Genomic DNA, 13,071 nt, shown 5'->3' on the forward strand with positions numbered 1-13,071 from the left:
ACGTCCGGTCCGTGGTGGCTCGCCGCTCCCGTGGTGGCTGGTCCGTTCGGTGGTGGCTGCACCGTCCCTGCTCGGTGGTCCGCTTCGCGGTGCGTGGCGTGCTTCGGGCTCGCGGTGCGATCCGCGCCCAGTGCTGGGCGGATGCATGCACCCCACATAGCCGCGTGACTTACCGTGGGATCGTGCTCGGTCTACAACGTGGTGCGGTGCCGGGGCACGGCGCCGACGCGCCGCCACGCCTCGGACTCGACAAGTCGCCTGTCGGCCCCACCACCTGGCAGCACACGGTGGGCGACCTCCACGTCGAGGTGCGCGGCTCCGGTGCGCCGCTGCTGCTCATCCACGGCAACTCGGGCGATCTGCACTTCTTCGACCGCAACGTCCCGCTGCTCGCCGAGCACCGCCGCGTCGTGGCGATGGACTGCCGCGGCCAGGGTCTCTCGGCCCGCGGCAGCGGTCCGCTAACGCTGTCGCGCATGGCCGACGACGCCGCGCGGGTGATCCGTGCGCTCGGCGCCGGAACGGAGGCCGCGCCCGAGCCGTTCGACGTGATCGGCTTCTCCGACGGCGCGAATGTGGCGATGCTGCTGGCGGTGCGGCATCCGCAGCTCGTCCGCTCCCTCGTGCTCGCCTCCGGCAACCTCGGCGCGGGCGGTCTGCGGTTCGGCGCTCGCTGGGGAATGCGGATGCTCCACCTCGCCGCGATCCTGACCCCCGGCCCGTCCGCGGCCCGCGCTCGCAAGCTCGCGCTGCTGCGTCTCATGCTCGATCCGCCCGGCATCGGCATGCGCGATCTGCATCGCATCTCCGCGCCCGCGCTCGTGCTGGCAGGCCAGCACGATCTCATCCGCCGCGGGCACACTCGGATGCTCGCACGCAGCATCCCGCACGCCCGCCTGCTCATCGTGCGCGGCGGTTCGCACACCGTGCTGCGCGATCACGCCGAGTCGGTGACACCGCTGGTCGTCGAGTTCCTCACGAGCCGCCCGCCAACCCGTTCACGTCGCGAAGTCGGCCCTTTTGAGGCCGGATAAGGGCCGACTTCGCGACTCGAATGGAGAGCCTGGCCGAACGGGTGTCGCTACCGCGGTGCCCACAGCCGATCCGCTTCGCCGGCGGCGAGGCTTCCGCGATAGACGGCGATCTTGTGGTCGATGGTCTGCAGGTTCTCCTGCACCTCGGCGAGCTTCTCCAGCACGCTTGCGCGGTGTGCTTCCAAAAGTTCGAGCCGTTCCTGCTCGTTGCCCGGCCCGGCGGCCACGAGCTCCGCGTACTTGCGGATGCCCTTGATCGGCATCCCGGTGGCCCGCAGCTTGGTGCAGATCACGATCCACTTGAGGTCGATGTGGTGGTAGCGGCGGCTGCCACCGCTCGTGCGATCGACCGGTGAGACGACCAGGCCGGCTCGCTCGTAGTAGCGCAGTGTGTGGGCGCTCACACCGGTGCGACGGGTCGCCTCCGCGATGGTCACCCCGCTCTCGGGGAGGTCGCGCTCGTCCTTCGGGGGGCGAGCGGGATGCTTCGGGCGCGGAGAATCCGCCGAGCCGGCGGGATATGTCGGGCGCCGGGGACCAGTCTCGCCAACGGTCGGCTCCGGGCGCCGGGCATCCGCCTCGACGACGGTCGACTTCTGGCGAGTCGGATGCTTCGGTGCAGGCACCGTCTTGACTTCGAGCACGCTCTAAATCCTACGTTCGAAACCATGCGAGTCCCCACCCCGAATCCGTCAGCCGGCAGCCCGACCCCACCCATCGCCCCGGATGCTGCATCGCCGACTGCGGCAGCCGAGGCAACCGTGCACGCCACGGCAACCGCACTGCCCGCGCCGCAGTCTGCGATAACCGCCGCCTCGCCCGCGCCTCCCGAGCCGAGCCGGGGCAGGCGCCTGCTCATCCTGGCGGTCTGCTGTCTGAGCATGGTCGTCGTCGTGATGGACCTCTCCATCGTCAACGTGGCGCTGCCTGACATCCGTCGCGATCTCCACGTTTCGGCCGCCGGACTGCAGTGGACCGTCGACGCTTACGCCCTGGTACTCGCCGTCTTCCTCGTGCTCTCCGGTTCGCTCGCCGACCGGTTCGGGCGTCGACGGATGTTCCTCATCGGGCTCGTGGTCTTCGGCCTCGGTTCCCTGGCGTGCGCGCTCGCTCCCACGATCGGGTGGCTCGTCGCAGCGCGTGCGGCGCAGGCGGTCGGCGGCACGATGATGAACCCTGTGGCGATGGCCATCGTCGCGAACACCTTCACCGAATCGCGGGAACGCGCGCGAGCGATCGGCGTGTACGGCTCGATGAGCGGCCTGGCGCTGGCCCTCGGCCCTGTACTGGGCGGGCTGCTGGTCGACGCCTACGGCTGGCGCGCGGTCTTCGTGGTCAACCTGCCCATCGTGGTTCTCGCCGTCGTGCTCGTCGCCCGTTTAGTGCCCGAGTCCCGCGCCGCGCGTGCCAGACGCTTCGACCCGCCCGGACAGCTGCTGGTGGCTGCGCTGCTCGGCGGCGTCGTGTTCGCCGTCATCGAGGGCGGCTCGCTGGGCTGGGGGTCGCCGGTGATCCTCACGGCGGCCGCGACCTCGGTCGCGAGTGCGATCGCCCTCGTTTTCGTCGAACGACGAAGGCGGCAGCCGCTGCTGGAGCCCACGCTCTTCCGCAGTGTGCCGTTCGTCTCGGCCCTCGTCATGGCCATCCTCGCGCTGTGCGGATTCCAGGCGTTCCTTTTCGTCATCACCCTCTACCTGCAAACCGTGCGCGGTCTCCCCGCCTGGGTCGCCGGGCTCAGCCTGCTGCCGATCGGCGTGCTCGTGCTGGTGCTCTCCCCCATCTCGGGCCGCATGGTCGGCGGGCGGGGTCCGCGGAGGCCGCTGCTGATCTCCGGTCTCGCGCTCGCCGTCGCCGGCATCGTGCTGCTCTGGCTCACCCCGACGACCCGGATGCCCGCATTGTTCGCCGCCTTCCTCGTCGTGGGTCTCTTCCTCGGCTTCGTCAACCCGCCGATCAGTAACACGGCGGTTTCGGGAATGCCGCGATCCATGGCGGGGCTTGCTGCATCGCTGGCGTCCGCCGGTCGGCAGACCGGCACAGCGCTGGGCGTCGCGATCGCGGGCGTGGTGGTCGGGCCGAGTCTGGGGGTTCTGAGCGCGGGCATCCATCGTGGGGTTGCGGCGAGTGCGCAAGTGCAGGGCACGGCCTTCACCGATGCCGCCCGCGGCGTCTGGTGGATGCTCGCCGGCCTCGGCCTCACGCTCGCCGTGCTCGCTGTGCTGAGCACGGGTAACTGGGCGCGGGCGACGGCGCGGCGGGCAGCGGCCGGCTTCGAGAAGGCGTCCGAATCGACGATTGCCGAGACGGGCATCGGTGCCGGGCGCCGGTCGCCGGTTGCGGACGAGCCGCGACGCGCATCGGACGGCCGTGCGACTGGGAGCGTCACGGCGACGGTCGGAGGCGGGCGCTGAAAGCTCCTGCCCGCATTTCCATTATCCCGCACCGGCAGGGGCTTGCCGCAAGGGCCCCTCGCTGAGGCAGAATCGCTGGTCGCGCGTGAAATTCGGCGCAAGAGTGATGGGGCGATGGATGACGGTGGCTGCAGCGAACACGAACAGAACGGCAACGACGGCAACGACGGCAACGAAGAACTCGACCGAACACAACGGAACGGACACCTCGACCGAACACAACGGAACGGACACCTCGACGAGCGCCTTCGCGCTGCCGCCGCGACTGACCGCGAAGGCAGAACCGACGCTGATCGGCGCCGACGAAGAGCACTGAGCGGTCTCGCGGGATTGAGCGACTTCGCGGGCGTAACGACACACCGCGGGTTGAGCTCGTCGAAACCCGGGCGCTCCGGTTCCTTGGTTTCGACGAGCTCAACCGGCGGTAGCAACGGCGGTTTCGACGAGCTCAACCGGCGGTAGCAACGGCGGTTACGACGAGCTCGACCGGCGGGAGCGACGGCGGTTTCGACGAGCTCAACCGGCGGTAGCCACGGCGGTTTCGACGAGCTCGACCGGCGGAAGGCGCACCCTCGTTACGATCCAAAGGTGACTGCCTACTTCGAACGACTCGACGACTCCCGCTTTCGTGCGACCGAGGCGGTGGGCGGGGCGTGGGATCCGGCGGAGCAGCACATCGCGCCCGCGCTCGGCCTGCTCACGCACTTCGTGGAGCGCGCGTTCGCCACCCGCCTCGCCGACGGGCTGCAGCTCGGACGGCTGTCGTTCGACATCCTCGGCACGATGCCGATCGATGTCGTGGAGATCTCCACGCGGATGTTGCGGCCCGGCCGCACCGTCGAACTCGTCGAGGCGACGATGAGTCACGGCGGACGGGCATCCGTCGTTCTGCGCGCCTGGCTGATGGCCCGGCACGACACGGAGCAGCTCGCCGGGAACGCGTTCCCCTCGATGCCTGGGCGCGATGAGCTCGATCAGTGGCGCGGGTTCGACGCGTGGCCCGGCGAGTTCGTGCGCACCGTCGATGTGCACGGCAAGCACCTGGAGCAGGGTCGAGCGCAGGTGTGGCTGCGCCCGCGAGTGCAGCTGCTCGAGGGCGAGCCGGTGAGCGCGACGGGACGGCTGCTGAGCATCCTCGACATCGCCAACGGCATCACGCCGCGATTCGCGCCACAGGATGTTCTGTTCCCCAACATCGACCTGACCGCGCATCTGTTCGCGCAGCCGCAGGGCGAGTGGCTCGGGTTCGACACCACTGTCGCGTACGGGGCGAGCGGTCTGGGCGTCACGCAGACCGTGCTGCACGACGAGAACCGCGTGATCGGCACCTGCGCGCAGGGCCTCACGGTGCGCCCGCGCCGCTGAGGCGGCGTTTCAGCGGCGGAGCGCCGCCCACTTCGAGAAGGTCACGGGATGCTTGCACCCGGCATGCGTCAGGTCATAGCCTGGTGAACTTTGCGCCTTCGGAACGGACGCGAAAACGCGTTCGGAACGGACGCGAAAACAGGAGGTCGGAGTGCGCACGCAGCACGAGGAGCAGTACCCGGAGGAGCTCGTCCACCGGCAGCTCGGGGACGAGGATCAGCAGGACATCCGTTGGGTCGACGAGCCGCCGGCCGCCTTCGCGCCGATCGTCATCGTCGAGCCCGACCCCTCCTGGCCCGCCGAGTTCGAGCGCGAGCGGGCGAAGATCGCCGACGCGCTCGGCGACCTCATCGTGCGTATCGAACACGTCGGCTCGACATCTGTGCCCGGCCTTCCCGCCAAGCCGATCATCGACATCGACGTGCAGGTGCCCGACTCGTCCGACGAGGCCGCGTACGTTCCCGCGCTGACCGCTGCCGGGTACCGGCATCTCCTGCGAGAGCCATGGTGGAACGGGCACCGGATGCTGGTGGGCGCCGAAGGCGGTGTGAACGTGCACGTGTTCCAGGCCGGATCTCCAGAACCTCTGCGGCACCTCCTGTTCCGCGACTGGTTGCGCTCGCATCCCGACGACCGCGACCTCTACGCCGCGGCGAAGAGGCGACTCGCGGTCGAGACGGTCGACGACCCGGACGCGTACAACCTCGACAAGAACACCGTGATCGATGAGATCTACTCACGCATCTTCAGCGTGCCGCCGAACGAGCATCCGTCCTGGCCGGCCGGTGGGTTCATCGCGTAGCCCGCCTTCGCCGCCGCAACGCGCCCGGACGCCGAATGCAGCCTCTGGCGCGCTCATAGACTCGCAGCATGGTCACCACCAGACGCATGCAGGACCTCACGGTCGACGACCACACCATCACGGTTCCGCTGGTGTGGGATGACCCTGCGGATGCCCGCACCATCGAGGTGACGGCATCCGTCGTCTCGCGCGAGGGCGGCGAACGGCTGCCGTACCTGGTGTATCTGCAGGGCGGACCCGGCCACGAAGCGCCGATCCCGTTCCATGCTCCGGCCGGACCGATGTGGCTGGATGCCGCACTGGAGCACTACCGCGTCGTCATGCTCGACCAGCGCGGCACCGGACGCTCGACCCCGGTCGGCGACGCCGACCTCGCCCGCGGTGCCGGGGCGCTCGCCGAGCACCTCACGCACCTGCGCGCCGACTCGATCGTGCGCGACTGCGAGGCGATGCGCGAGCACCTCGGTGCGGGGCAGTGGAACGTGCTCGGCCAATCGTTCGGCGGGTTCACGACGGTGGCGTACCTCTCCACCCGCGCGGCATCCCTCGACACCGTGTACTTCACGGGCGGGCTGACCGCCGTTGGAAGGCATCCGGACGAGGTCTACTCGCTCGCCTACGACAAGATGCGTTCCGCATCGCTGGCCTACTATCGACGTTTTCCCGAGCACCGGGACCGGATGCGCCGCCTCGCCGACCTCGCCGCCGACGGTCGTATCGAGCTCACCACCGGAGAAGTGGTGTCGGTGTCTCGGCTGCGCTCGCTCGGCATGCTGCTGGGCACGAATGACGGATGGCAGACCCTCTGGTCGCTGCTGCAGCAGGATGCGAGCACCAACGCGTTCCGCCACGACCTCGCCGCCGCGCTCCCGTTCGGCGCCCGCAACCCGCTGTACTACGTGATCCATGAGTCCAGTTATGCCGATGGTTTCGCGACCCGCTGGTCCGCGGAGCGCGTGGAGCCGGAGGATTTCGCCGCCGACCCGACGCTCCTCACGGGCGAGCACGTGCGGCAGGAATGGCTCGACACGGTGCCCGAGCTGCGGCCGTGGCGCGAGACGGCACGGCGAATGGCCGAGGTCGAGTGGCCGCGGCTCTACGATGCCGACGCGTTGCGCGCATCCGAGGTGCGCGGTGCCGCTGCGGTGTATGCGGGCGACGTGTACGTGCCGCTGGAGTTCTCGCTGGAGACCGCCGCGCTGTTGCCGGGCGTGAAGCCGTGGGTGACGAGCGAGTTCGAGCACAACGGCCTGCGTGCCGGCGATGTGCTCGGCCGCCTGATCGACCTGGCGCACGACCGCCGCGTGCGCTGACCCATTCGCACCTAGAGGGTTCCCGCGGGTTGTGCGCGCCTCCCGCGGGTTGAGCGCACCTCCCGCGGGTTGCGCCTGTCTCCCGCGGGTTGAGCGCGCCTACCGCGGGTTGAGCGCGCCTCCCGCGGGTTGAGCCTGTCGAAACCCGGGCGCTGACGGGCGGTTTCGACAGGCTCGACCAACGGTAAGCGGTACGTCTTGTCGAAACCCGTGACCTCAACCGTGCAACGGCAGCAGCCGGTCGCGTGATCCGAGCATGCCGAACACGACCTGCACGACGACGACGCACAGCATCACGATGAGCGGCACGGCCCAGGCCCCGCTGGCATCGTGCAGGATGCTGATCACGATCGGGCCGGTCGCCGCCAGCAGGTATCCGATCGATTGCGCCATGCCGGAGAGTGCTGCGGACTGCCCGTGGTGGTGGGTGCGCAGGCCGAACAGGGCGAGCGCCAGCACGATGGATCCGCCCGAGCCGAGTCCGATCACCGAGATCCAGAGGAGCCCGAGACCCGGAAGCGTCAGCTGCCCGAGGATTCCGGCGAACATGAGCACGCTCACTCCGACGGCGATTGCGCGCTGGTCGCGGAGCCGGCTGATGGCAGCCGCACAGGCGATCGTGCCGATCAAGCCGAAGATCTGGTAGGCGAACTGGTGCCATCCGGCTGCGGCGGGCGAGACTCCGGATGATTGCTCGACGGCCGGCCACCAGGTCACGACCGTGTAGAAGATCGTCGATTGCAGCCCCATGAACAGCGTCACCTGCCAGGCGAGCGCAGTGCCCCACGGGGAGCGGTACGACCGCTGCGCGCGTGCCTGCCCGGTCGTCGACCCGTGAGCCGGTGCCGTCGGCACGGACTGCGCCTCCGGGCGCGCCACCGGGAGCCGTTGCGATTCGGGACCACGCCGAAGCTGAGGCAGGAACACGGCGAACGCGACGAGGGCGAGCCCGGCCCAGATGCCCAGCGAAAGGCGCCACCCGTGCTGCGAGGTGTCGGCGATCGGCACGGCGATGCCCGCAGCGATCGCGGCGAAGCCCGTCTGCACAGCGGAATAGGTGCCCGTCATGGTGCCGACCCGGTGCGGATAGTCGCGTTTCACGAGCGCCGGGAGCAGCACGTTGAGCACCGCGATCGCGAGTCCGAGCAGCACCGTTCCTGCCCAGATCGTCACCTGGCCCGGCCAGGACCGGGCGACGATGCCGATGGCGAGCACGATGATCGCGACGCCCAGCGTGCGCTCGATGCCCGGTCGCCTGGCGATCACGGGGGCGATGGGCGAGAACAGGCCGAACGCGACGAGTGGAATCGAGATCAGAACGGATGCCGTCACCGCACTGATTCCCAGATCGCTGCGGATGTCGCCGATCACCGGCCCCACCGAGGTGATCGATGCCCGCAGATTCGCGGCGACGAGCAGCAGCCCGATCAGCAGCGTGCCGCCGCGCGCCATGCGCAGGGCGCTGCCCTGGGATTCGGATGGCAAAGAACTCCTCGTTTCGGTAGACGACCTCTACGAGGTTAGGGCCGCCGCGGTCGGCCCATCGCCCGCCCCCGTTGGTTGAGCCGTCTCCCCCGTTGGTTGAGCTTGTCGAAACCGCAGCGCTGGGAGCGGTTTCGACAGGCTCAACCGGCGGTACCAGGGGTCATCTTGCGGGTCGAACCCGCAGCGCTGAGGACGGTTTCGACAGGCTCAACCGGCGGTACCAGGGCCATCCCAGCGGTTCCAGGGGCCATCTTGCGGGTCGAACCCGCAGCGCAGAGGACCGTTTCGACAGGCTCAACCGGCGGTTTCCGGTTGAACCTGGACGCCTGACCGTGCGTTGAGTCAGTCTCCGCCGCCGCTCGGGTGCCCAGGGAGCGAATCCGGTACGCGCTACGCGCCGACGGGCGCGGGCATCCGGCTCGCGGCCACCGCGGCCTCCAGCGCGTCCACGTCGCGCACCGCGCCGGTGTCGGCGGAGGTTGCCATCAGCGCGTATGCACGCAGTGCAGGCGACACCACGCGTTCCCGGCCGGTCGCACGGTAACCGCCGGCGTTCTCGATGGCGCGACGGCGGTCATCCAGAACCGTCTCGGCCACGTCGAGGGTGATCGCCCTGTTCGGGATGTCGATGACGATGCGGTCGCCATCCTCCACGAGCGCGATGGTGCCACCGGCAGCGGCCTCCGGCGAGACGTGTCCGATTGAGAGGCCGGAGGTGCCACCCGAGAAGCGCCCATCCGTGATGAGCGCGCACGCCTTGCCGAGCCCGCGCCCCTTCAGGAACGAGGTCGGGTAGAGCATCTCCTGCATGCCGGGCCCGCCACGCGGCCCTTCGTAGCGGATCACGACGACGTCGCCCTCCTTCACCCTCTTGCCGAGGATGCCCTCGCAAGCGGCCTCCTGCGAGTCGAAGACGACGGCCGTGCCGGCGAACGTGTGAATGGATGCGTCGACACCCGCGGTCTTGACGACGGCGCCGTTCTCGGCGAGATTGCCGCGCAGCACGGCCAGTCCGCCGTCGACCGTGTACGCGTGCTCCACATCACGGATGCAGCCGCCTTCGGCGTCGGTGTCGAGCGCCTCCCAGCGTTCCGACTGTGAGAACGCCGACGACGACCGCACCCCTCCCGGTGCGGCGTGCCACAGCTCGAACGCGATGTCGGATGCCCTGCCGCTGCGAACATCCCACTCGTCAAGCCACTCGGCGAGCGAGCGCGCGTGCACCGAGTGCACGTTCGTCTCGAGCAGCCCGCCGCGCCGCAGAGCGCCGAGGATCGCAGGGATGCCGCCCGCACGGTGCACGTCCTCCATGTAATAGGTGCGGGTGGCCGCGATGTTCGGTGCCACCTTCGCCAGGCACGGCACGCGTCGCGAGAGCGCGTCGATCTCGCTCAGCCCGAAGTCGACTCCGGCCTCGTGCGCGGCCGCGAGCAGGTGCAGGATCGTGTTCGTCGAACCGCCCATCGCGATGTCCAGAGCCATCGCATTGCCGAACGCGGCGGGCGTTGCGATGCTGCGCGGCAGAACGGATGCGTCGTCCTCGTCGTAGTACCGCTTCGCGATCTCGACGGTCAATGCCCCTGCCCGCTCGTACAGTGCACGGCGTGCGGTGTGCGTGGCGAGCGTCGAGCCGTTGCCCGGCAGCGACAGCCCGATCGCCTCGGTAAGGCAGTTCATCGAGTTCGCGGTGAACATGCCCGAGCACGAGCCGCACGTCGGGCACGCCGCCTCCTCGATACGCTGCAGGTCGGCATCCGACACGTTCTCGTTCGCCGATTCGGACATCGCATCGATCAGGTCCAGTGTGCGCACCGTGCCGTTCGCGAGCACTGCACGGCCGGACTCCATCGGACCGCCCGAGACGAACACCGTCGGGATGTTCAGCCGCAGCGCGGCCAGAAGCATCCCGGGCGTGATCTTGTCGCAGTTCGAGATGCACACCAGCGCATCGGCGCAGTGCGCGTTGACCATGTACTCGACGGAGTCGGCGATGAGGTCGCGCGACGGCAGCGAGTAGAGCATGCCGCCGTGGCCCATTGCGATGCCGTCGTCGACCGCGATCGTGTTGAACTCACGCGGAATCCCGCCGGCGGCGGTGATCGCCTCGGAGACGATGCGGCCGACCGGCTGCAGGTGCGTGTGCCCTGGAACGAACTCGGTGAAGCTGTTGGCAACGGCGATGATCGGCTTGCCGAAGTCGCTGCCTTTGACGCCGGCGGCGCGCAGCAGGGCGCGGGCTCCGGCCATATTGCGGCCATGGGTGACGGTGCGAGAGCGGAGTGCGGGCATGCTCACATGCTGTGGTCTCGCCGCCCGGAGTGGAAGACGCTCTGCATGCTAGTAGTCGGAGTACTAGTGTGAATCCGTGGCGATCTCGCAGCCCGCGGCCGCGGACAGTGTAGGAGCGATGGCCGGGCAGAGCAGGGCGGAGCTCGGCGGATTCCTGCGCGCTCGCCGCGAGAACCTCTCTCGAGCGGATGCCGGCCTTCCGCCGGTCGGACGAGCCCGCACCACCGGGCTCCGCCGCGAGGAGGTGTCGTACCTCAGCGGGGTGAGCGTCACCTGGTACACCTGGCTCGAGCAGGGGCGTGACATCCATCCGTCCCGGCAGGTTCTGGATGCCCTCGCGCGCACCCTGCGCCTCACCGTCACCGAGCACGCGTACCTGCTCTCGCTCGCCGGGTATTCGGCTGCCACCACTACCGGCCGCCCCCCGGTGGCGACCGCACCGCCCGCACTCCAGCGCTTCATGGATGCGCTCGCGGACTCCCCCGCCTACACCGTCACCGCGGACTGGCGCATCGCGGGCTGGAACGCCGCATACGCCGCGCTGTACCCCGGCGTCGCCACGGCACCTGCGGAGGATCGCAACCTGCTGTGGCTCGTCTTCACCGACCCGTTCGTGCGTGAGCTGCTTCCGGACTGGGACGTCACGAGCCGACGCTTCGTCGCCGAGTTCCGAGCGGATGCCGGCCCTCGCCTCGGCGATCCGGCCTACCTCGATCTCGTCTCGCGTCTCGAGGAGGCGAGCCCGGAGTTCCGCTCAGCGTGGGCGGCCCACGACATCGAGGGGTTCGCGTCGCGCGAGCGGGTGTTCCGGCATCCGACAGCCGGTCTGATCACGCTCGAGCACCACCAGTTCGTGCCGTCCGACCACCCCGACCTGCACGTCGTCGTGTACACGCCCGCCCCGCGCGGCTGAGCCACCACGGAACGGGCGGCCGAGCACTGAGCGGGCGGCCGAGCACCGAGCGGACGAACGAGCACCGAACGGACGAGCGAGCACGGAACGGACGAGCGAGCACGGAACGCATGAGCGAGCACGGAGTGGACGAGCGAGCACGGAACGGATGAACGAGCACGGAACGGGCGGCCGAGCACGGAACGGACGAACGAGCACGGAGAAGGCGTCGATTGCGTGCTCGCTCGTCCGTTCCGTGCTCGCTCGTCGGGATCGTGTCCGCTCGTAACGTTTGTGCCGGTCGGGTTCCGTGTCCGCTCGTCCGCCCCGTGTCCGTTCGTCGGTGTTGCGGCGGAGCCCTTACGCTCACCCCATGCCCGCCGTCCCCGCCGCCGTCCCCGCCGCCAACGACCCCGCCTCCTTCGACTTCGACGCCGTCGTCGCGCGCCTGCGAGCCGCCGGCTGCGTCTTCGCGGAGGATGAGGCGCGCCTCATCCTCGACGAGGCATCCGATCCGCGCGAACTCGAGGCCTTCGTCGCTCGCCGCGTCGTGGGCGAGCCGCTCGAGTACATCTTGGGCTGGGCCGAGTTCTGCGGGCTCCGAGTCAGCGTCGCGCCCGGCGTGTTCGTGCCTCGGCAACGCACCACGCTGCTGGTGAGGGAGGCGCTGCGAGTCGCGCCCCGGGCGCCCGTCGTGCTCGACCTCTGCTGCGGTGCGGGTGCGATCGGCGCGGGCATCCTCGCCGCCCGGCCGAGTGCCGACGTGCACGCCTCCGACATCGACCCCGTCGCCTCGGACTGCGCCCGCAGCACGCTGGTTGCCACACGGCTCGCTCAAGGGACGCCGAGCAGCCAGGGCGCGCCCGCCGAGGCCGATGCTGCGCCTGCGGGGACCGGAGCCGTGCCTGCCGGGACCGATGCTGCGCCCGCGGAGACCAATGCTGAGCCCGATCTGACCGACGCCGCGCCCGACCTGACCGACGCCGCGGCGGCCCCGCACGTCTACACCGGAGACCTCTACGAGCCGCTGCCTGCGTCGCTTCGCGGCCGTGTCGACGTCATCGTCGCCAACGCGCCCTATGTGCCGACGGATGAGATCCGCTTGATGCCGCCTGAGGCTCGCGAGCACGAGGCGCAGGCCGCACTCGACGGCGGCTACGACGGGCTCGTGCTCCAGCGTCGGGTTGCCGAGGGCGCCCGCGAATGGCTCTCGCCCGGCGGGCACGTTCTGATCGAGACGAGCAGGAGGCAGGCATCGGCGACGGCGGGCATCCTCGAGGCGGCGGGCTTCTCTGCTGCCATCGTGCGCGACGACGAAGTCGACGGCACGGTCGCCGTCGGGCGATACCGATAGCTGCCACCGCCAGAACCCGTCACCGCCGTCCCGCGTCGCCGCCCGCCCTCCCAGCTTGCCTGTGCTCTACGACGGGTAGAATCGTTTCGGCCTCGGCGCCGCGCAACCCTCTGTGAGCAGAATTCC

Annotated in this window: 11 protein-coding genes; 8 read left to right on the forward strand and 3 right to left on the reverse strand. The window is 69.7% G+C overall.

The window, feature by feature from the left end:
* Positions 1 to 182 precede the first annotated feature (182 nt).
* Positions 183 to 1,034 (forward strand): alpha/beta fold hydrolase, encoded by an 852-nt coding sequence (locus ACYVDK_RS01810; protein WP_460517066.1) that lies wholly within the window; start codon positions 183 to 185, stop codon positions 1,032 to 1,034.
* Between the two features lie 47 nt (positions 1,035 to 1,081).
* Here the strand turns inward: ACYVDK_RS01810 and ACYVDK_RS01815 are convergent, their stop codons facing one another.
* Positions 1,082 to 1,678: a MerR family transcriptional regulator gene (locus ACYVDK_RS01815; protein ID WP_460517069.1), complete on the reverse strand. Its 597-nt coding sequence runs from the start codon at positions 1,676 to 1,678 to the stop codon at positions 1,082 to 1,084.
* Between the two features lie 24 nt (positions 1,679 to 1,702).
* Here ACYVDK_RS01815 and ACYVDK_RS01820 point away from each other — a divergent pair, with 24 nt between their 5' ends.
* The 5 genes from ACYVDK_RS01820 (at position 1,703) to ACYVDK_RS01840 (ending at position 6,925) form a co-directional block, all read left to right on the forward strand.
* Complete coding sequence (locus tag ACYVDK_RS01820; protein WP_460517072.1) at positions 1,703 to 3,445, forward strand: MFS transporter; 1,743 nt, start codon at positions 1,703 to 1,705, stop codon at positions 3,443 to 3,445.
* A gap of 118 nt (positions 3,446 to 3,563) precedes the next feature.
* Positions 3,564 to 3,761, forward strand: a complete 198-nt coding sequence (locus ACYVDK_RS01825) for a hypothetical protein (RefSeq protein WP_460517075.1) — start codon at positions 3,564 to 3,566, stop codon at positions 3,759 to 3,761.
* A gap of 272 nt (positions 3,762 to 4,033) precedes the next feature.
* Entirely contained in the window at positions 4,034 to 4,810 is a 777-nt protein-coding gene (locus ACYVDK_RS01830; RefSeq protein ID WP_460517078.1) for a thioesterase family protein, read from the forward strand.
* A gap of 151 nt (positions 4,811 to 4,961) precedes the next feature.
* Positions 4,962 to 5,612 (forward strand): GrpB family protein, encoded by a 651-nt coding sequence (locus ACYVDK_RS01835; protein WP_460517081.1) that lies wholly within the window; start codon positions 4,962 to 4,964, stop codon positions 5,610 to 5,612.
* Positions 5,613 to 5,680: 68 nt separating this feature from the next.
* Complete coding sequence (locus ACYVDK_RS01840) at positions 5,681 to 6,925, forward strand: alpha/beta hydrolase family protein (protein WP_460517084.1); 1,245 nt, start codon at positions 5,681 to 5,683, stop codon at positions 6,923 to 6,925.
* 216 nt (positions 6,926 to 7,141) lie between these two features.
* Here the strand turns inward: ACYVDK_RS01840 and ACYVDK_RS01845 are convergent, their stop codons facing one another.
* Both ACYVDK_RS01845 and ilvD read right to left on the reverse strand, forming a co-directional pair.
* Positions 7,142 to 8,410 (reverse strand): CynX/NimT family MFS transporter, encoded by a 1,269-nt coding sequence (locus ACYVDK_RS01845; RefSeq protein ID WP_460517087.1) that lies wholly within the window; start codon positions 8,408 to 8,410, stop codon positions 7,142 to 7,144.
* Positions 8,411 to 8,800: 390 nt separating this feature from the next.
* The gene (ilvD, locus tag ACYVDK_RS01850; RefSeq protein WP_460517090.1) at positions 8,801 to 10,699 is read right to left on the reverse strand and encodes a dihydroxy-acid dehydratase; all 1,899 of its coding nucleotides are present in this window, start codon (positions 10,697 to 10,699) and stop codon (positions 8,801 to 8,803) included.
* 118 nt (positions 10,700 to 10,817) lie between these two features.
* Here ilvD and ACYVDK_RS01855 point away from each other — a divergent pair, with 118 nt between their 5' ends.
* On the forward strand, positions 10,818 to 11,612 hold the full coding sequence (locus ACYVDK_RS01855) for a helix-turn-helix transcriptional regulator (protein ID WP_460517369.1): 795 nt from the start codon (positions 10,818 to 10,820) through the stop codon (positions 11,610 to 11,612).
* Positions 11,613 to 11,964: 352 nt separating this feature from the next.
* Positions 11,965 to 12,945 carry a class I SAM-dependent methyltransferase gene (locus tag ACYVDK_RS01860; RefSeq protein WP_460517093.1) on the forward strand — a complete coding sequence of 327 codons (981 nt, stop codon included), beginning with the start codon at positions 11,965 to 11,967 and terminating at the stop codon, positions 12,943 to 12,945.
* Positions 12,946 to 13,071 lie beyond the last annotated feature (126 nt).

The sequence above is a fragment of the Humibacter antri genome, assembly GCF_054777235.1.

Bases quoted from the DNA above. Each gene is read 5' to 3' on its own strand.
- ilvD (WP_460517090.1), bottom strand. From the start codon at position 10,699: ATGCCCGCACTCCGCTCTCGCACCGTCACCCATGGCCGCAATATGGCC.
- ACYVDK_RS01820 (WP_460517072.1), top strand. From the start codon at position 1,703: ATGCGAGTCCCCACCCCGAATCCGTCAGCCGGCAGCCCGACCCCACCC.
- ACYVDK_RS01825 (WP_460517075.1), top strand. From the start codon at position 3,564: ATGACGGTGGCTGCAGCGAACACGAACAGAACGGCAACGACGGCAACG.
- ACYVDK_RS01855 (WP_460517369.1), top strand. From the start codon at position 10,818: ATGGCCGGGCAGAGCAGGGCGGAGCTCGGCGGATTCCTGCGCGCTCGC.
- ACYVDK_RS01840 (WP_460517084.1), top strand. From the start codon at position 5,681: ATGGTCACCACCAGACGCATGCAGGACCTCACGGTCGACGACCACACC.
- ACYVDK_RS01860 (WP_460517093.1), top strand. From the start codon at position 11,965: ATGCCCGCCGTCCCCGCCGCCGTCCCCGCCGCCAACGACCCCGCCTCC.